The sequence below is a fragment of the Chitinophaga sp. genome (assembly GCF_039596455.1).
Lineage (GTDB): Bacteria > Bacteroidota > Bacteroidia > Chitinophagales > Chitinophagaceae > Chitinophaga.
In genome coordinates this window covers 40,295-60,221 of record NZ_JBCNJR010000006.1, presented here as the reverse complement: position 1 = coordinate 60,221, position 19,927 = coordinate 40,295, and the positions used below count along the sequence as shown (strand labels likewise).

The following is a 19,927-nucleotide window of genomic DNA, read 5'->3' as shown; positions in this document are numbered from 1 at the left end:
TTTATCTTAATTGCTGATATTTATTGGCGTTGGGCACATCCAGCTGTGCCAGCATCTGCCCTGCCCTGGTTTTTTCCTGCGGGGGCGCCTTGGAGAATATTTTAAACAGCTCATCGTTCTTGGCATTGAAAAAAGCGGCCAGCAGCATAGAGTTGGGCAGCTCTTCGTGAATGCCCATAAGCAGGGTCAGGCAGTTCATAATGGCGGCGCGGCCCTTGTTGGTGTCTTCATACATCTGGTCAAGCCCCATGCGGTGGTACTGGTACATCACGTCATGAAAACGGGCAAACTTCACGTTCAGCAGGTTATCCTGCAGCCAGTAGCGGTTGCGGTTGCCTTCAAACGCTTTCCAGCCCGAGATGTCTTTACCGTCCGGCGCATTGTTCACCACGTTGAGCGCTTTTTTGAAAAACGCGTCCCCGCCGCGGGGAGAGAACGAGTCGTAATCAAGCCCCAGTATGATATAATTGTAATAAGCGAGTATGGCGGTAAGGTTGGATACCAGCGGGTCATTGCCAACAATACGCTGCTCGTTGAACTCCAGCGGCTGGAACTCTACGTATTTGAACACCACGTTGTTATCCTGCGTGTTGAGCAGGCTGGTGGTATAGCCGGAGTTGTACACCGGGCGTGTGGCCTGTATGGTGAGCGAAGCCTTGTAGGTATTGTTGCCCAGGGCCTGGGTAACGTTGAGCAGAAAGTTGCATTCTATGCGCTCCGCGGGGGCGTAGGCGTCATCAGACCAGCGGCGGTTATTGATAAATTCCGAAAGGGCGGTTTGCAGGGTGGCAAACACTTTTTTATCTGTGCTGGTACCCAGCTGGGCGGCCTGCACAGATACGTTGGCTCTCAGCTCCTGGGCGTCTGAACGGTAGCAGGCCAGCAGGCAAAGGGAAAAGAATACAATCCGTTTAAGCATGTTGCAGATCAATTATAGCCATTACTATGTTGCGGGCCACCTCCTGTTTTGACTGGAGGGGCAGCGCCTGCTCCTGCCCGCTGCGGGAGAGCAGTGTTACTTTATTGGTATCGTGGTTGAACCCGGCGCCCGCGTCATTCAGGGAGTTGAGCACCACCATGTCAAGGTTCTTCTCTTGCAATTTTTTCAGCGCATATTCCTTTTCGTTGTTGGTTTCCAGCGAAAAGCCTACCAGCACCTGGCCGTTCTTCTTCTGTGCGCCCAGGGTGCGGGCAATGTCTGCCGTTTTTTCCAGCTCCAGGCGCATGTCTTCCTCCTTCTTCTTGATCTTTTTGTCTGCCATGCTGCGGGGCCGGTAGTCTGCCACTGCCGCGGCCATCACCATGATGTCTGCCGAAGGGGCCAGTGCCGTGCATTGGTCAAACATGTCTGCCGCCGTTACCACGCGGTGTATCTGCACGCCCTTGTGCAGCGTGCTCAGGTGCGTGGGGCCCAGCACCAGCTGTACGGTGGCGCCGGCTTCCGCCAGGGCTTCTGCCAGGGCAATGCCCATTTTGCCGCTGGAGTGGTTGCTGATGAAACGGACGGGGTCTATGGGCTCCTGGGTGGGCCCGGCAGATACCAGGGCCGTTTTACCGGCCAGGGGTTGCTGTTGCGCTTCCCCGCTGAAAAAGCTGTACAGGTACGCTACCATGGCTTCCGGTTCGGCCATTCTGCCTTCCCCGAAGAGGCCGCTGGCCAGTTCTCCCTTATGCACGGGCAACTGCTTGTGGCCGTAAGCCAGCAGGCGGGCCACATTGGCTTTGGTGGCGGGGTGCAGCCACATGTCTTCGTCCATGGCCGGGGCAAAAAGCACCGGGCAGGTAGCGGAAAGGTATACGGCCAGCAACAGGTTGTCGCAAATGCCGTTGGCCATTTTGGCAATGGTGTTCACGGAGGCGGGGGCTATCAGCATTACGTCTGCCCAGCGGCCCAGCATCACGTGGTTGGCCCAGGTGCCGTTCTCGCTGACGGTAACTCCTACTTCGTTTCTGGAAAGGGTGGAAAGCGTGAGCGGGGTAATGAAATCACAGGCGGCCGGTGTCATCAGCACCTTTACCTGCGCCCCTTCCTTTACCAGGAGGCGCACCAGTATGGCTGCCTTATAGGCCGCAATGCTGCCGGAAACCCCTAAAAGAATTTTTTTCCCTTGTAGCATGTCACAAAACAAAAGCGGCAGAACAAAACATTCTGCCGCTATGAAGTTAATATTTTTCGCGATAAACGGTGAGATCAGCTATACAGATCGTCATCGTTCTTACGGAAGTAAATTTTGTTCTCCAGGAACTCATTGGTAGCCTGGATAGCGGAATTGGCCAGTCTCTCATAAAAACGGGAGATCTCGATCTGCTCCTTGTTCTCATGCACTTCCTCCAGGTTGTCCGTATGGCTGGCAAACTCTTCCAGTTTGGAATGCAGCTCTTCCTTTACGGTGATATTGATCTGGTTTGCCCTTTTGGCAATAATGGCAATGGACTCGTACAGGTTACCGGTTCTGTTCTTGATGTCAGTGGTGTTCCTGGTCTCTACCCAGGGGTTCATACTACTGGTTAGACTTCTCTTTATTTTGCTCATTTTCCAGGTGTTTAAGATTATTTTTTGCTAAGGTAAAGTATTTTTCGGCATCGGAGCGCAATTTGCTGTCCGGGTACCGGTCTGTGAATTCCAGGTACTCTGTCAGCACTGTTTCATAGCGGTCTTTCTGCTTGGCCGGGATGCTGTTCTTCGCGTACAGGTAATACGCCTTGATAGCCATATACTTGTAATTGTCGCTTTTGTCGGAATCAGGGTAGGATTGCATCAGGCTTTTGAAAGACACCCCGGCGGCCTTGTAGTGCCCCAGGTTATAATACAGCTCCGCGGCATTGAATTCCTTCTGTTCCAGCTTGCGGCGCAACAGTTCTATGATCACGTTGGCCTCTGCTGTTTTTTCGGAATTAGGGTAGGAGTTGATGAAAGTCTGCATGGCGGCAATGGCCTTTTCCGTATTGGTCTGGTCCAGCGCCGGCTTGGGAGACATTTTATAATAGCAGTAGGCCTGCATGTAGTCTATTTCCTGCGCCCGTGGACTGCTGGGCAGCGCTTCCAGGTAGTTTTTGAAGTGGAAGCCCGCCTGCTGGTAGTCTTTCAGGTAGAAAGAGCAGTAGGCGTACTTGTAATACAGCCCTTCAAACTTCTCGGTACCTTTAAATACGGGGATCATTTCCTCATACAGCGTTTGCGCCATCTGGTACTTCTTCTTTTCGTACATTTTGTCAGCATAGGCCAGCTTTTTCTCCAGGTCATTGCTTTTTTCAATGCGCCTGAGCTCCCGGTTACAGGATACTGCGCCCACAGTAAAGGCCAGCAGGCCGATATATAAGAGAATTTTCCTCATAAAAAAAGAGTCGCGAAGGTACGAATTAAAAGCAAAAAACGGTAATGCTGTAATAGGCGAAGTTAAAATTTTGCAAAAACGGTGATTTTGAGGACGATCCAGGCATATCCACATCCGAATCGCACATTTACACATTTTATCCACATAACCCCGCTAACTATCCACACCCCTGTCGCATTCACCACCTCTCAACCCCTTTCTGGCAGGCATAATATGGCTGTGGAAAAAATATATAATTCATTTTTTCGGTTAAAAGTGGGAAAAAGTGTTATTTTGTGTTAGAAAATGGAAATCAACACCTAAAACGAAGCATGACGGGTTTTCTGGGAGAATATGAAGCCACACTGGACGCCAAAGGGCGCTTCCTGCTCCCTGCCGGGTTTAAACGGCAGATAGCAGAAAGTGCGGGCAACCAGTTTGTGCTGAACCGCGGCTTTGAAAAGTGTTTGACGCTGTACCCCATGAACGAGTGGCAGCCTTTACAGGAGAAGATCGGCAAACTGAACGATTTTGATCCGAAAGTTAGGGAATTCCGCCGCTATTTTCTCAATGGGGCCACCATCCTGGAGCTGGACAGCGCAGGGCGGCTGAACATCCCCAAAAACCTGATGGCGCATGCGGGGCTTGACAAGGACATTGTGCTGACGGCCGCCACCAACAAGATAGAGATCTGGGACAAAACGAAATACCAGGAGTTCTTTGATAATATTTCACCGGAAGCCTTCAGCAGCCTTGCACAACAGGTAATGGGCGGAGACGGTCCCTCAAACCCTGTACTGTAAAACGGCAAGCATGGAAACACCCGGATACCACCTGCCAGTTTTGCTCCATGAAGTGGTAGCAAATTTACAGATCAGGCCAGACGGCACTTATATAGACGCCACCTTTGGCGGCGGCGGCCATTCCAGGGCCATCCTGGAGCAACTGGGCCCCCAGGGCCGGCTGATCGTGTTTGACCAGGATGAAGACGCCTACCGCAACCGCATCCCCGACGAAAGGGTGGTATTTGTCCGAGAAAATTTCCGGCACCTGCACCGTTTCCTGAAGCTGCATAAAGCGCTTGAAGCAGACGGCCTGCTGGCAGACCTGGGGGTATCCTCCCACCAGTTCGATACTGGTGCGCGGGGCTTTTCCACCCGCTTTGACGGTAACCTGGACATGCGGATGGACACACGCAATAAGGTGACGGCGGCAGACATCCTGCAGACCTATTCCGAGCAGCACCTGCACCAATTGTTCCAGAACTACGGGGAAGTCACCAACTCCCGCACCCTGGCCAAAACAATTGTGCAGCTGCGTAAAGCTCATCCCCTGAGGACCATTGCGGAGTTTAAATCGCTCATACAGCCCATCGTAAAAGGCAACCCCGCAAAGTACCTGGCGCAGGTGTTCCAGGCCCTGAGAATAGAAGTGAACGATGAGCTGGGCGCCCTCAAAGACCTGCTTACCCAGTCTTCAGCCGTGTTGAGGCCGGGCGGCAAACTGGCCATCATCACCTTCCACTCGCTGGAAGACAGGCTGGTGAAAAATTACATGAAGGCCGGCAGTTTTGAAACGGCGGATGAGAATCCCTACAGTTTTGAAACACCGCCCCGGCTGTTTAAACTGATCACTAAAAAACCGGTAACGGCCAGTGAGAAGGAATTAAGGGCTAACCCCCGGAGCCGCAGCGCCAAGCTGCGGGTGGCAGAAAAAATATGACCGTTGACGTTACTTCCATCCTATCCCCCTGTTACCGGAAAAAATAGAATCGTATTAACTGTTGCTAAACCTTGTAAGTGTTGCGGGAAGAAGAAAAGCATATCATAGAAGAAGAGGCCGGCGGGGAACCGCTGCCGAAGGAGCCGAAGAAGGAATGGCGCCTGCGTATCAACTACCGGCTGATCACGCAAAACCTGCCCTTCATCCTTTTCCTGGCCGTGATTGCGCTGATCTACATCGCCAACAGCCACCTGGCCGAAAAAAAAGTACGCAAGATCAACAAGTTGAGCAGGGAAATAAAAGAGCTGAAATGGGAATACCTGAGCGTAAAAAGCGAGCTGATGTTCCGCAGCAAACTGAGTGAAGTGAGCAAAGCCGTAGAACCGCTGGGGCTGAAGGAACTGAGCACGCCCCCGCAGCGGATAGAAGTAAAGGCTCCCGAAGAAGCACAATAATTTAAAACAAGATACTGACACTGACCCGGCATGGAGATTAAAAAGGACATACTATGGCGAGCATACCTCTGCTTTATTGGCATGGGTATATTTGCCGTGGCCATCCTGGGCAAGGTGTTCTTCATACAGCATGTGGAAGGCGACAAATGGCGCAGCCTGGCAGACAGCCTCCATACCTCTTTCATGGACCTCGATGCAGACCGCGGCACCATCTATTCCGAAGAAGGCCGCATGCTCTCCACGTCCATCCCCTACTTCGACCTCCGCATAGACTTCAAGGCAGACGGGCTGCAAGACCCCAAGAAAACCATTTTCAAGGATAATGTAGATTCCCTTTCCTATTACCTGGCCAACCTCTTCCGGGACCGCACCGCCGCCCAGTACAAAAAACTGCTGAAAGAAGGCTACGCCAATAAAGACCGTTATTTCCTGCTGAAGCGGGATATCCGCTTTGACGAGTACCAGGCCGTACGCAACTTCCCCATGTTCCGCCTGGGCCGCAACAAGGGCGGCCTCATTGCGGAAACCAAGAACAAACGCATCAACCCCTTCAAACTGCTGGCCAACCGCACCATTGGCCTTTCCCGTGAAAACGCGCAGAACGTAGGGCTGGAAAGAACGTACGACAGCAGCCTCAGCGGCGTAACCGGCAAACGCCTCATGCGCCGCATTGCCGGCGGCACCTACATGCCGGTAGAAGGGTATGACATTGAGCCGGAAAACGGGAAAGATATAGTGACCACGCTGGACGTGAACATGCAGGACATTGTAGAGAACGCCCTCATGAAAATGATGGTACAGAACGAAGCAGAGCACGGCACCTGCATTCTCATGGAAGTAAAAACAGGGAAAATAAAGGCCATTGCCAACCTGGGCCGCCAGAAAGACGGCAGCTACTGGGAAGACATGAACTATGCCATACAGGTTAGCGAACCCGGCTCCACCTTCAAGCTGGCCACCATGATAGCCGTGCTGGAAGACGGGTATGCCAACGCCAATACCCTTGTAGACCTCAACTATGGCAAATGGCCCATCAACCGCCGCGTGGTCTATGATTCCGAGCCGCATCACCTCACCACCGTTACGGTGAAGAAAGCCTTTGAACGTAGCTCCAACGTAGGCATGGCCAAACTGGCTTACCAGTTTTACTACAAAAAGCCCGACGAGTTTGCCGCCCATCTGAAAAAGCTGCACCTGGCCAAACGCACCGGCATAGACCTGGAAGGCGAAGGCGCCCCCACCATACCCACCACTGCCAGCAAACACTGGAGCGCAGTAACCCTGCCCTGGATGGCCTTCGGGTACAACGTGCTGCAAACGCCCCTGCAAACGGCCATGCTTTACAATGCAGTGGCCAACAAGGGCAAAATGATGAAGCCCTACCTGGTCAATTCCATCATGGAATATGGCCAGCCCATCCGCCAGTTTGAACCGGTGGTGCTGGAAGACAGCATCTGTACTTCCCGCACGCTGGCGCAATTGCAAGATATGCTGGAAGGCGTGGTGCTGAACGGTACCGCTTCCAAGCTGCAAACGCCCTACTACCGCTTTGCCGGCAAAACAGGCACGGCGCTGGTAGCCAATGGCAACCGTGGCTATGCAGACAAGATCTACCAGTCTTCTTTTGCTGGTTACTTCCCCGCAGATGATCCGCAGTACACCTGCGTGGTGGTGATCAAGAATAAGCCTCACGCCGCCAAGTTTTACGGTGGTACGGTGGCAGGGCCGGTTTTCCGTGAAGTAGCAGACAAGCTGTACGCCCTGGCCGTGCAAAAACCGCGCTCCCTCAACGGCAACACCGCCCTGGATACCCTCATGGCCATGAAGGGCGGCAAAGGCAGCGAGTGGCGCAGCGTGGCCCGTACGCTCAACATACCCTTTGAAGGGCCGCTCACCGCGTCCAACTGGGTGAGCGCAGACATAAGGAACAACAAGCTCAGCTTCACGCCGGTGAAAGCAGCCTCCGGGCTGGTGCCAGACGTGAAAGGCATGGGCCTCAAAGACGCCCTCTACCTGCTGGAAAACGCCGGCTTGCGGGTGGTAATAAAAGGAGCCGGTAAAGTCAGTTCACAATCCATCCAGGGCGGCAGTCCTGTGGGGAAGGAACAGACCATAGTGATCGAATTGAGTTGACAGCATAAAATATAAAAGGAACATTTTCAGATTTTAATGAAAACGCTGCGCGAAATATTATACAACGTAAACATCCTGAACGTACAGGGCAATAACGACATTGCCGTACGGGCACTGTTTATAGACTCAAGGAGGGTAACGGAAGGCAGCGTGTTCTTTGCTATACGCGGCGCCGCGGCAGACGGGCACGCATACATATCCACGGCCGTGGCGCAGGGCGCCGTAGCCATCGTCTGCGAAACCCTGCCTGATACCCTGGCGCCCAACGTTTGTTATGTACAGGTGGCCAACAGCGCCCAGGCCAGCGGCATCATGGCGGGCAACTTCTACGGCAACCCCTCCCGGCAGCTGAAACTGGTAGGGGTTACAGGTACCAATGGCAAAACCACCATTGCCACCCTCCTGTTCCGCCTCTTTACCCAACTGGGCTACCATTGCGGCCTGCTCTCCACCGTGCAGAACCAGATAGGAGAGCGCATTGTGCCGGCCACGCATACCACGCCTGACCCCATCAGCCTCAACGCGCTGCTGGCAGACATGGTGGCCGAGGGCTGCCTCTTTGCGTTTATGGAAGTAAGCTCACACGCCATTCATCAGCAACGTATAGCGGGACTGAATTTTGCCGGCGGCATCTTTTCCAATATCACGCATGACCACCTGGACTATCATAAGACCTTTGACGAATACATCCGTGTAAAGAAGAGTTTCTTTGATCAGCTGCCAGCCCAGGCTTTTGCGCTCACCAACCTGGATGACAAGCGCGGCAACGTGATGCTCCAAAACACCAAAGCCCGCAAGGCTACCTACAGCCTGCGCAGCATGGCAGACTTCAAGGGCAAGATACTGGAGAACAACCTTACCGGGCTGGTGATGCAGATAGGTGAAAGGGAAGTGCACTTCCGCCTCATCGGGGAGTTCAACGCCTACAACCTGCTGGCCGTATACGGTGCGGCGGTGTTGCTGGAAGAAGATAAAGACCGCGTGCTGGCCGCCCTTAGCAATACACAGGGCGCCGAAGGCCGCTTCGACTATATCATTTCGCAAAACATGCGTGTGATAGGCATTGTGGATTATGCCCATACACCTGATGCGCTGCTTAACGTGCTGGCCACCATCAAGAACCTACGCCAGGGCCATGAGCAGATCATTACCGTAGTGGGCTGCGGGGGAGACAGGGATACGGCCAAACGCCCCGTAATGGGCGAAGTGGCCGCAGAGCACAGTGACAAGGTGATATTCACCTCTGACAACCCCCGGTCTGAAGACCCTGGGGAAATCATCCGGCAAATGGAAGCGGGAGTGGCCGTTCACCAGCGGAAAAAGACCATTTCCATTGCAGACCGCCGGGAAGCCATCAAAACCGCCTGCAGCCTTGCGCAGCAGGAAGACATCATACTCGTGGCCGGCAAAGGCCATGAGAAGTACCAGGAGATCAGCGGGGTAAAACACCCGTTTGACGACAAAAAGGTGCTGGAAGAAATGTTTGAGCTATTTGAAAAGTAAGATCACGATCCGTTATATATGTTATACTACCTGTTCAATTATCTAAAAACCGAATTTAACTACACAGGCACCGGCATGTGGCAGTACATTACCTTCCGGGTAACTATGGCCCTGCTGTTGTCTCTCGTGATCTCACTGCTCCTGGGCAAGCGCATCGTAAAATACCTGCAGCGGAAACAGATCGGTGAAACCATCCGTGACCTGGGCCTGGCCGGCGAGCAAACCAAGAAAGGCACTCCCACCATGGGCGGCCTCATCATCCTTGCAGCCATCATCATCCCCACCCTGCTGTTTGCCAGGGTCATGAACGTATATATCCTGCTCATTCTGCTCTCTACCATCTGGCTGGGGCTGATCGGGTTCATAGATGACTATATCAAGGTATTCAAAAAGAACAAGGAAGGGCTGGCCGGCCGTTTCAAGATACTGGGGCAGGTAGGCCTGGGCCTCATTGTAGGCGCCACGCTGTACTTCAATGAGAACGTGGTCATGAGCCGCGAGATCATGACAGATAAAAAACTGGCCCCCTATGAAAGAGTGATTTCCAGCACGGAACGCGTAACGGAAGACGGGCAGCGGTTCGTAGACGTGAAAACGCCTATCACCACCATCCCTTTCGTAAAGAACCACGAGTTCAACTACGCCCGGCTCATCTCCTGGATGGGGCCCGGCGCGGAGCAATACACCTTTGTGCTGTACATACTGGTGGTGATCCTCATCATTACCGCCGTATCTAACGGCGCCAACCTTACAGACGGGCTGGACGGGCTGGCCACCGGCGTTTCCGCGGTAATAGGCATCGGCCTCGGCATTTTTGCCTATGTAAGCGGCAACATCCAGTTTGCGGAGTACCTCAACATCATGTACATCCCCAACCTGGGTGAGCTGTCTATTTTCATTGCGGCCTTTGTAGGCGCCTGCGTAGGCTTTCTCTGGTACAATGCCTACCCCGCCCAGGTATTCATGGGAGATACGGGCAGCCTGGCCCTTGGCGGCATCATTGCCTCCCTGGCCATTATTGTGCGCAAGGAGCTGCTGCTGCCCATCATTTGCGGCGTGTTCTTCGTGGAAAGCCTGAGCGTAATGATACAGGTAGCCTATTTCAAATACACGAAAAGGAAATACGGTGAAGGCAGAAGGGTGTTTTTGATGAGCCCCCTGCACCACCACTACCAGAAGCTGGGATATCATGAAAGCAAAATAGCCGTGCGTTTCTGGATAGTGACCGTGATGTGCGTGGTATTTGCCATTGCCACCCTTAAAATGAGATAAGCATGAAGCTGGTGATACTTGGAGCGGGAGAAAGCGGCATTGGCGCGGCGTTGCTGGGAAAAAAGCAAGGGTACGACGTGTTTGTGTCAGACGGCGGGCAGATAAAGGACATTTATAAACAGGAGCTGGCCGTGAACCAGATCGCCTTTGAAGAAGGCCACCACTCCTGGGATGTGATACTGGGCGCGGATGAAATTGTGAAGAGCCCCGGCATACCGGAAAAATCGGAGCTGATGAAAAAGGTGAGGGAAAGAGGCGTACCGGTTATTTCGGAGATAGAGCTGGCCTGGCGGTTCAGCAAAGACAAGAAGATCATTGCCATTACGGGAAGCAACGGTAAAAGCACCACTACGGCGCTTACTTACCACATTTTTAAAACAGCCGGCCTCAATGCCGCCCTGGTTGGTAACATAGGTATCAGCTATGCCCGCCAGGTAGCCATAGAGCCTGCTGACTATTATATCATAGAGATCAGCAGCTTTCAGCTGGACGATATCGTAGCGTTCAAACCGGATGTAGCCATCCTCCTGAACATTACGCCAGACCACCTGGACCGCTATGATTATAAAATGGAGAACTATGTGGCGTCAAAATTCCGCATAGCCATGAACCAGACGAAAGACGATTATTTTATCTATTGCATGGATGATCCGGAGATCCGGAATTATTTGGCAACGAAACCCATTTATTCAGAACCAATACCTTTTAGCATTATGGAACAATTGAAAGAAGGTGGATTTATCGAGAACGACCAGGTGAACATTAACGTGAAAGACGAACCGGTAATTATGTCTATGTACGACCTGGCTTTAAAAGGTAAACATAATTTGTATAATTCAATGGCAGCAGGTATTGCAGGCCGCACCATGGATATACGGAAAGAAAAGATCCGCGAAAGCCTCAGCACTTTCAAAAGCCTGGAGCACCGGATGGAGTACGTGGCCACTGTGCGCGGTGTAGATTTTATCAATGACAGCAAGGCAACCAACGTCAATTCCGTATGGTTTGCCCTGGAAAGCATGGAACGCCCGGTGATACTGATCATGGGCGGGGTAGACAAAGGGAATGACTACAGCGCCATCCGCGAGCTGGTGCGTGAAAAGGTCAAAGCCATTATTTGCCTGGGCGTTGATAACCGCCCCATTCATGAAGCGCTGTCTAAAGACATGGAAGTAATGGTGAATACAGACAATATGAAGGATGCTGTGAACGCAGCCTTCCAACTGGCCAGCAAAGGTGATGTGGTACTGCTCTCCCCTGCCTGCGCCAGCTTCGACCTCTTCAAGAACTATGAAGAGCGGGGCCGCCAGTTTAAAGAAGCAGTGAGGGAACTTTAAAACTTTTAAAAACATACACGTGAACAACATTCTTCAAAGGACGAAAGGTGACAAGGTGATCTGGACCATTGTGTTCTTCCTGTCTGCTGTAAGCTTGTTGGCAGTGTACAGTTCAACCGGCTCTTTGGCATACCGTGTATACAGCGGGCATACGGAATATTACCTGTTCAAGCAGCTGTCCGTACTGCTGCTGGGCGTGCTCATCATCTATTTTGCCCACCGGGTGAACTATACCATCTATTCCCGCGTGGCGCAAATAGGCTTCCTGGTGTCTATCCCGCTGCTGGTCTACACGCTGGCCTTCGGTTCCAACCTGAACGATGCCAGCCGGTGGATACGGCTGCCGGTGATCAACCTCACGTTCCAGACATCGGACATTGCCAAGCTGGCGCTGTTCATGTACGTGTCCCGCCAGCTGTCACGCAAGCAGCAGGTGATCACTGATTTCAGGAAGGGTTTTCTGCCCATCATTGTACCGGTGGGCATCATCTGCGCGCTGATCATGCCGGCCAACATGAGCACGGCCCTGCTGCTGGGCGCCAGCTGCATGCTGCTCTGCTTCATTGGCCGCGTACCGCTGAAGTACCTGCTGTCTATGGTAGGCGGCGCGCTGGTGCTGGTGCTGCTGATGTTCGCCATTGCTTCCTTTACGGGAGACAAGGGGCGTACCGGTGTATGGAAAACGCGTATAGAAAGCTTTTTCAGCAATGCGGAAGAAGACGTGCCCTACCAGGTGCAGCAATCTATGATTGCCATTGCAGGCGGCGGCACACTGGGCAAAGGCCCGGGAAACAGTACGGCAAGAAATTTTCTGCCGCACCCGTATTCCGATTTTATTTATGCAATAATTCTTGAAGAGTATGGTATCTTTGGCGCCTTTTTGGTGTTGGCGGCGTACCTACTTTTACTCCTCAGAAGTATCAGCATATTCAAGAACTGCCCGTATGCCTTCGGCGCGTTCCTGGCCCTTGGCCTGAGCGTAACGCTGGTCATACAGGCACTGATGCATATGGCGGTAAACGTTCACCTGCTGCCGGTTACAGGATTAACCCTGCCGCTGGTGAGCATGGGCGGTTCTTCCGTGATATTCACCAGTCTTGCCATCGGCATCATTCTCAGCGTGTCAAGGCATGTGGAAGAAGCGGAAGGCAAAAAACAGGAGGTAACCAATACCGCAGCAGCGGCATAAAGGACATAAATTATTAAATGGCACACAAAGTAATCATAGCAGGCGGCGGTACAGGAGGACACATCTTCCCGGCCATTGCCATTGCCAACGCGCTCCGCAAGCTGGAGCCCGATGTTGATATTCTCTTTGTGGGCGCCACCGGCAAAATGGAAATGGAAAAAGTGCCGCAGGCAGGCTATCCGATCGAAGGGTTGGAGATCGCGGGCTTTAACCGCAGCAACATGTTGAAAAACCTGTTGCTGCCGTTTAAGCTCCTGAAAAGCCTCCGGCAGGCGCGCAATGTGTTAACGCGTTTCCAGCCTGACGTAGTGGTGGGCGTGGGAGGTTATGCCAGCTTCCCCATACTGCGGGTAGCGCAGAAAAAAGGCATTCCCACCCTCATACAGGAACAAAATTCCTACGCCGGCAAAAGCAACAAGATACTGGGCCGCAAAGCCGCCAGGATCTGTGTGGGTTACGAAGGAATGGAAAAGTTCTTCCCGGCGGAAAAGCTGCTGTACACCGGCAACCCGGTAAGGAGCGCCATTTCACAAAGCGCGGTAAGCAGGGAAGACGCGCTGCGCCACTTTGGCCTCATGATGGGCAAGCCCACCATACTGGCCGTGGGCGGCAGCCTGGGCGCAAAGGCCATCAATGAGGCCCTGCTGCCCCGCCTGGCAGACTTTGTGAACAAAGACGTGCAGCTCATCTGGCAAACCGGCACGCTGTTTTATGAACAGGCCAAAGCCGCCGCCGCGCCGTTTGCCACGCATGTCAAAGTGTATGACTTCATCAACGTCATGGACTTTGCCTACAAAGCGGCAGACGCCGTTATTTCAAGAGCGGGCGCCCTGGCCATTGCAGAGCTGTGCGTAGTGAAAAAACCGGTGATCTTTGTGCCCTACCCTTTTGCGGCGGAAGATCACCAGACACAAAACGCCATGAGCCTGGTGCACAAAAACGCCGCCCTCATGATTAAAAACGATGAGGCCGGCAGCAGGCTGGTGAACGAAGCGCTGAGCCTGGTGCAGAACAAGGCGCTGATGGAGCAGCTGGAAACGAACATTGCCCCGCTGGGCAATACGAACGCAGATATGACTATAGCCCGGGCCGTGCTTGGGCTGACTAAAATATAAATTCCCGGATGGAATTAAAACAGATACATAGGATCTATTTTGTTGGCATAGGCGGCATCGGCATGAGCGCTATTGCCCGCTTCTTTCATGAAAAGGGCGCGGCAGTGAGCGGGTATGACCGTACCTCCACCCAGCTTACGCGGCAACTGGAGGCGGAAGGCATCAGCATCCATTACACGGAAGACCTGGCGCTGATAGACAAGGCGGCAGACCTGGTGGTGTACACGCCCGCCATCCCCGCCACACAAAAAGAACTGGTGTATTACCGGGAAAACGGGTACGAAGTGGTGAAACGCAGCGACATTCTGCAGGAGATCACCCGTGAGCTGTTTGCCATTACCGTGGCCGGTACGCACGGCAAAACCACCGTATCTACCATGGTAGCGCACCTGCTGCGCCACTCCGGGTACGGCTGCAACGCCTTCCTGGGCGGCATCAGCTCCAACTACGGCAAAAATTTCTGGAGCAGCGAAAAACCGGTGGCAGTCATTGAAGCGGACGAATATGACCGTTCCTTCCTGAAGCTGAGCCCCGACATTGCCCTGCTCACCGCCATGGACCCAGACCACCTGGACATTTACGGCACCCCCGCGGAAGTGGAGGCAGCGTTCATCCAGTACACGGCAAACATCAAGCCCAACGGCACCCTGCTGGCCAGGCACGGCCTGCCCCGCGGCTCCGAGCTGAAGGGAGACAACAGGCTCACTTACAGCCTGCAGAACGATGCGGCAGACATTTATGCCACCAACATCCGGATGGACAACGGCGGCTATGAATTTGACGTGATGCAGCAGGGCTGGATGATAGACAACGTGCAGCTGCATATAGGCGGCATGCACAATGTAGAAAACGCGGTAGCGGCCATTGGCGTGGCCCACCTGCTGGGTATTGGCAACGATAAGATAAGAGCGGCCGTGGCTGATTTCAAAGGCATCCGCCGCCGCTTTGAATACCTGGTGAAAAAGAACAGGGTGGTGTACATAGATGATTATGCCCACCATCCCGAAGAGCTGCGGGCGCTCATCACCAGCGCCAAAGCACTGTTCCGCGGTAAAAAGTGCACGGTTATTTTCCAGCCGCACCTCTTTACCCGCACACGGGATTTTGCGGACGGCTTTGCCGAAACCCTTGCCCTGGCAGACGAAGTGGTGCTGCTGCCCATTTACCCCGCCAGGGAGCTACCCATTGAAGGGGTTACCAGCGAAATGATAGCCGGCCGCATTAAAGGGCCGGCAGTAAAGATCATGCCGCGGGACGAAGTGCCCGCCTGGCTGGAAAAGCAGCCGGCGGAACTGGTGATAACGGCGGGAGCGGGAGATATTGATTTGCTGAGGGAGCCGGTGAAGGAAATATTGGCATCTCGCTGAGAAATGCCTTGTTCCTGTGGAGGTGTTATAGCTAATATAAGCTGGCATTGACATCTACCGGTAAATATAGTTAACATCACGCCAGTTGATGTGGCGGAGCTACAGGTGACGTAAACAGACATAACATATATTCTTAAACCGAACGAATATAAACATGCAACCGAAAACGAAAACAGCCTTCAAGCGCATTGGCCGCATGCTCCTCTGGGGCACTGTGCTGGCAGGCTTTTCCGTACTGCTGGTTGCAGCCGTGAACGACAGGGAAAGCACCAAATGCAAAGGCATCAAAGTCACCCTGAAAGGAGACGACCGTAATGCCTTTATTGATAAAAATGACATCAAGGCCCTGATCAACAGTGATGGTAAAGACAACCCGGTAGGCAAAATGATCAGTGAGATCAACATCGCCAATCTGGAAAAAACAGTAGAGCGCGATCCCTGGGTGCGCAGCGCCGAACTGTTTTTCGACAACCAGCAGATGCTGAACGTGGAAGTAGAGCAGCGTGACCCGCTGGCCCGTGTGTTCACCTTCTCCGGCAGCAGCTTTTACCTGGACGGGGATGGCGAGCGTATTCCGGTATCAGACCGCTTCTCCGCCAGGGTGCCGGTTTTCACGGGCTTCCCGACGGATGCGGTGCGGCTGAAAAAAGAAGACAGCCTGCTCTACAGCCAGATGCGAGACCTGGCCCGCTTTGTAGCTGCGGATACGTTCTGGAACGCGCAGGTGGAGCAGATCATGATCACGGGTGACCGCAAGTTCGAGATCACGCCCAAATTCGGCAACCATGTGATTGTGCTGGGAGAAGGAGCAGACATCGAAAATAAATTCGCCAAACTGCTCATCTTCTACCGCGAAGGGCTGAACAAAGCAGGATGGAATACATATTCAAGGATCAATATTGCTTACCAGGATGAAGTGATCGGAACGAGAAGAGACGGCAAAAGCGCACCGCCGCCGCCCATGTACAAAGATTCTACCATGGCAGACGCCACCATGGATGATGACAGTCATGCCGCGGCCCCCGCGCCCGCGCCGGCAGCAAAACCGAAAGCAAAGGAAAAGGAGAACAAACCGGCCGCTGCCCGCCAGCCCGAAGCCAGGAAGCCTGCAAAGGCCCAGGCAGAAAAGCCCAAGGCAGTATATAAACCAAACAGAAATAATCGTAATCGCAACTAAAAACAATATAGAACCATGAATCAGGAAGCTCCCATCATTGTAGGTCTCGACATTGGAACCACGAAGATAGCAGCCATCGCAGGAAGGAAGAATGAATACGGGAAATTGGAAATCCTCGGATTCGGGAAGGCCCCATCATTTGGTGTTCAGCACGGTATGGTCCTGAACATCGATCAAACTATCAAGGCTATCAGACAGGCTCTGGAAAACTGCTATGCATCTAACCCCAACCTCGAAATAAACGAGGTGTATGTAGGTATTGCGGGCCACCACATAAAAAGCCTCCAGACCCGCGGCGACATTGTGCGCAGCGATACGGACGCTGAAATATCCCAGAAAGACATTGACCAGCTGATCAACGACCAGTATAAAACGGTGATCCCCGCCAGCGACCAGATCATTGACGTGATCCCCCAGCAGTACATTGTTGACAGCCTGCAGAACATCACCTACCCCATCGGGATGAGCGGTGTGAAAGTAGGGGCCAATTTCCACATCATTACGGGAGACAAGAATGCCATCCGTAATATTAACCGCAGCGTGGAAAAATCCGGCCTGCGGATCAAAGACCTGGTACTGCAGCCGCTGGCCTCCGCCGCCGCTGTAATGTGCGATATGGACTTTGAGGCCGGTGTTGCGATTGTAGACATAGGCGGCGGTACTACAGACCTGGCCGTGTTTTACGAAGGAGTGCTGAAACATACCGCTGTAATTCCCTATGGCGGCGAGAACATCACGAACGATATCAAGAACGGCCTGGGCGTGCTCAAAACGCAGGCGGAGCAGATGAAGGTACAGTTTGGTTACGCGCTGGCAGATGAGGCCAAAAACAACGCCTACATCACCATTCCCGGCCTGCGCGGCCAGAGCCCGAAAGAAATTTCGGTGAAGAACCTCGCCCACATCATCCAGGCCCGTATGAGCGAGATACTGGACTTTGTAGTGTACCACCTGAAACAGATCGGGATGGACAATAAAATGCTGAACGGCGGCATTATACTTACCGGCGGCGGCTCCCAGCTGAAACACCTCATACAGCTCACGGAGTACACCACCGGCGTAAGCGCCCGCATAGGCTATCCCAACGAGCACCTGGCCAGCGGCCATACAGACGAGCTGACCAAGCCCATGTATGCCACCTGCGTTGGCCTGATCCTGAAAGGATATAACGATTACGAGAACGATAAAAGAGCGCTGGAAGAGAATTACGTGAAGATCAACACCAGCTACCTGGCCAAAGAAAAAGCGGCCCGCCAGCAGGGGGAAGAAGAGTGGATGGAAGAAGAAGAAGAGGACATGCAGGAAACGGCAGACGCACGGCAGGCAAGAAAGGCGAAAGAAAGGAACGCATCTTTGAAAGGATTCCTGGACAGGATGAAAACAAAGATCATAGACATGTTCACAGAAGAAGAAGACGCACGGCTGTAAAGCTGTGGCGTGATTGTTGCAAGTAATAATCAATTTTAAAATACCGGTCAAAAAACAGGCGTGTAGGAAAACGGTACACCAAATACTAACCCATTTTAAAGAGTAGAGTCATGATACATTTTGATCTTCCAAAGGAAAAATCTTCCATCATCAAAGTGATAGGCATTGGTGGCGGAGGAAGCAATGCGGTGAACCACATGTTCAATCAGAACATAGACGGGGTGAACTTCATTATATGCAATACCGACGCACAGGCTATTGCAAACAGCCCCGTGCCCAACAAGGTACAGCTGGGGCCTCACCTCACACAGGGTTTGGGTGCCGGCGCCAATCCACGGATCGGCGAGCAGGCTACAGAAGAATCCTTTGAAGAAATCAAAAAAATACTGGAGGTGAACACCAAAATGGCGTTCATCACCGCAGGCATGGGCGGCGGTACCGGCACCGGCGGCGCGCCTATTATTGCCAAAATATGCAAGGAGCTGGGTATTCTCACCGTAGGCATCGTTACTACTCCTTTTTCTTACGAAGGAAAGAAAAGAATGCTGCAGGCGGAAGAAGGCATCAACCGCCTGAAAGATTTTGTAGATACGCTGCTGATCATTTCCAACGACAAACTGCGGCAGAAATTCGGCGACCTCAAATTCAAGGCCGCTTTTGAAAAGGCAGACAACGTGCTGGCCACCGCAGCCAAATGTATCACAGACGTTATCAACTCTACAGGGCAGATCAACGTTGACTTTGCGGACGTTTGCACCGTAATGCGCAACGGCGGCGTGGCCATTCTTGGCGCAGCAGTGGCTGAAGGCGAATACCGCGCCCAGAAAGCCATTGAAGAAGCCCTTACCTCTCCACTGCTGAATGATAACGATATCAAAGGCGCTAAATGGATACTCATCAACATTTCATCTGCCGAAGGCGAGTTTGAGCATACGCTGGATGAAATGGACACCATACAGGCATATGTACAAAGCATGGCCGGAGAAGATTGCGACGTGATCCTGGGCGTTGGTTATGACCAGACGCTGGAACGCAAGCTGGGTGTAACCATCATAGCCACCGGCTTTGAGCAGAACCCTATTCAGCAACAAAAGCCCGCTGCCGCCCAGGTGCAGGCCCAGCCCAAAGAAGAGGCTAAAATTGTGATGACGCTGGGGCAGGATGGTGAAGAAAAGAAAATGAACAACCAGGGCATGCTGTTCAACGATGAGCCGGAAGAAAAAGACCTGATGGCGCCCCGGCTGGTGGAGCCGCAGGTAGCCCACCCCGCTCCCGCCGCCGCATTTGTTCAGCCCACCCCGCCCCCGGCACGGGAAACCTACACGCTCAACATTGAGCCGGTAGACGCGCCCGCCCCGCAACCGGTGCAGCCGGTACAGCAAGCACCGCAGCAACCTGTACAACAGGCCGCTCCCCCGCCCGCTCAGGGAAGCACCACATCCGGTGGTTACCTGAGCCGCCCGTCTAATATCTATGTGGAGCCGGCCGGCAATAACAGCACCGCGGATGATCAGCCGGAGATGAAAATGGTGTTCAGGGAAGAACCCGCCGCCGCTGAGCCGGAACCGCAGCAACCCGTGCAGCAGGCGCAGGCCCAGCCTCAGCCCCAGCAGCTGCAGGATGACCAAGCGGAAGAACAGAAGCGCAAACAGCTGGAAAGAGTGGCCAAGCTGCGCAGCATCAGCTTTAATGTGAAAAACATGGAAAATAACCAGGAAATAGAGAACGTTCCTGCTTACCTCCGCCGCAATATAGACCTGGACAATGGCGCCGGCTCTGCTGAGCAGTTCTACTCCGGGTATACCGTGGGCAACAACCACGAAAACCAGGCAGAGATCAATACGATCAATACCTTCTTAGATGGGAAAAAGCCGGATTGATGAATTATAGATGATATTACGTTTGATTGTTTTTT

General features: G+C 53.1%; 17 protein-coding genes. 13 read left to right on the top strand and 4 right to left on the bottom strand.

Annotation, left to right across the window (positions count from 1 at the left end; translation table 11 throughout):
- Window position 1: 1 nt before the first annotated feature.
- The 4 genes from ABDW36_RS18105 to bamD all read right to left on the bottom strand — a co-directional run bounded on the left by ABDW36_RS18105 (window position 2) and on the right by bamD (window position 3,335).
- A complete protein-coding gene (locus ABDW36_RS18105) occupies window positions 2–919 on the bottom strand; it encodes a DUF4835 family protein (protein ID WP_343703336.1) in 918 nt (305 codons plus the stop codon).
- Window positions 912–2,117, bottom strand: a complete 1,206-nt coding sequence (gene coaBC / locus ABDW36_RS18100; protein WP_343703335.1) for a bifunctional phosphopantothenoylcysteine decarboxylase/phosphopantothenate--cysteine ligase CoaBC — start codon at window positions 2,115–2,117, stop codon at window positions 912–914. Before coaBC ends, ABDW36_RS18105 begins: the two co-directional genes overlap by 8 nt.
- 74 nt (window positions 2,118–2,191) lie before the next feature.
- The gene (locus ABDW36_RS18095; protein WP_232825935.1) at window positions 2,192–2,500 is read right to left on the bottom strand and encodes a DNA-directed RNA polymerase subunit omega; all 309 of its coding nucleotides are present in this window, start codon (window positions 2,498–2,500) and stop codon (window positions 2,192–2,194) included.
- Window position 2,501: 1 nt separating this feature from the next.
- Entirely contained in the window at window positions 2,502–3,335 is an 834-nt protein-coding gene (bamD, locus tag ABDW36_RS18090; RefSeq protein WP_343703334.1) for an outer membrane protein assembly factor BamD, read from the bottom strand.
- 311 nt (window positions 3,336–3,646) lie between these two features.
- Here bamD and mraZ point away from each other — a divergent pair, with 311 nt between their 5' ends.
- From mraZ to ftsZ, 13 genes are all read left to right on the top strand, one after another.
- Window positions 3,647–4,117 (top strand): division/cell wall cluster transcriptional repressor MraZ, encoded by a 471-nt coding sequence (gene mraZ / locus ABDW36_RS18085; protein ID WP_343703333.1) that lies wholly within the window; start codon window positions 3,647–3,649, stop codon window positions 4,115–4,117.
- Window positions 4,118–4,127: 10 nt separating this feature from the next.
- Window positions 4,128–5,036, top strand: a complete 909-nt coding sequence (rsmH, locus tag ABDW36_RS18080; RefSeq protein ID WP_343703332.1) for a 16S rRNA (cytosine(1402)-N(4))-methyltransferase RsmH — start codon at window positions 4,128–4,130, stop codon at window positions 5,034–5,036.
- 80 nt (window positions 5,037–5,116) lie between these two features.
- Entirely contained in the window at window positions 5,117–5,491 is a 375-nt protein-coding gene (locus tag ABDW36_RS18075; RefSeq protein WP_343703331.1) for an FtsL-like putative cell division protein, read from the top strand.
- Window positions 5,492–5,521: 30 nt separating this feature from the next.
- Complete coding sequence (locus tag ABDW36_RS18070; RefSeq protein WP_343703330.1) at window positions 5,522–7,624, top strand: penicillin-binding protein; 2,103 nt, start codon at window positions 5,522–5,524, stop codon at window positions 7,622–7,624.
- A gap of 36 nt (window positions 7,625–7,660) precedes the next feature.
- Complete coding sequence (locus ABDW36_RS18065; protein WP_343703329.1) at window positions 7,661–9,127, top strand: UDP-N-acetylmuramoyl-L-alanyl-D-glutamate--2,6-diaminopimelate ligase; 1,467 nt, start codon at window positions 7,661–7,663, stop codon at window positions 9,125–9,127.
- Window positions 9,128–9,145: 18 nt separating this feature from the next.
- A complete protein-coding gene (gene mraY / locus ABDW36_RS18060) occupies window positions 9,146–10,399 on the top strand; it encodes a phospho-N-acetylmuramoyl-pentapeptide-transferase (RefSeq protein ID WP_343703328.1) in 1,254 nt (417 codons plus the stop codon).
- Window positions 10,400–10,401: 2 nt separating this feature from the next.
- Entirely contained in the window at window positions 10,402–11,736 is a 1,335-nt protein-coding gene (murD, locus tag ABDW36_RS18055) for a UDP-N-acetylmuramoyl-L-alanine--D-glutamate ligase (protein WP_343703327.1), read from the top strand.
- 19 nt (window positions 11,737–11,755) lie between these two features.
- The gene (locus tag ABDW36_RS18050; protein ID WP_343703326.1) at window positions 11,756–12,925 is read left to right on the top strand and encodes an FtsW/RodA/SpoVE family cell cycle protein; all 1,170 of its coding nucleotides are present in this window, start codon (window positions 11,756–11,758) and stop codon (window positions 12,923–12,925) included.
- A 17-nt stretch (window positions 12,926–12,942) separates the two neighbouring features.
- Window positions 12,943–14,040, top strand: a complete 1,098-nt coding sequence (gene murG, locus ABDW36_RS18045; RefSeq protein ID WP_343703325.1) for an undecaprenyldiphospho-muramoylpentapeptide beta-N-acetylglucosaminyltransferase — start codon at window positions 12,943–12,945, stop codon at window positions 14,038–14,040.
- 8 nt (window positions 14,041–14,048) lie between these two features.
- Window positions 14,049–15,407 carry a UDP-N-acetylmuramate--L-alanine ligase gene (murC, locus tag ABDW36_RS18040; protein WP_343703324.1) on the top strand — a complete coding sequence of 453 codons (1,359 nt, stop codon included), beginning with the start codon at window positions 14,049–14,051 and terminating at the stop codon, window positions 15,405–15,407.
- 154 nt (window positions 15,408–15,561) lie between these two features.
- Window positions 15,562–16,584, top strand: a complete 1,023-nt coding sequence (locus ABDW36_RS18035; protein ID WP_343703323.1) for a hypothetical protein — start codon at window positions 15,562–15,564, stop codon at window positions 16,582–16,584.
- Window positions 16,585–16,599: 15 nt separating this feature from the next.
- On the top strand, window positions 16,600–18,012 hold the full coding sequence (ftsA, locus tag ABDW36_RS18030) for a cell division protein FtsA (RefSeq protein WP_343703322.1): 1,413 nt from the start codon (window positions 16,600–16,602) through the stop codon (window positions 18,010–18,012).
- Window positions 18,013–18,122: 110 nt separating this feature from the next.
- Window positions 18,123–19,892 (top strand): cell division protein FtsZ, encoded by a 1,770-nt coding sequence (ftsZ, locus tag ABDW36_RS18025; protein ID WP_343703321.1) that lies wholly within the window; start codon window positions 18,123–18,125, stop codon window positions 19,890–19,892.
- The last annotated feature ends 35 nt before the right edge of the window (window positions 19,893–19,927 follow it).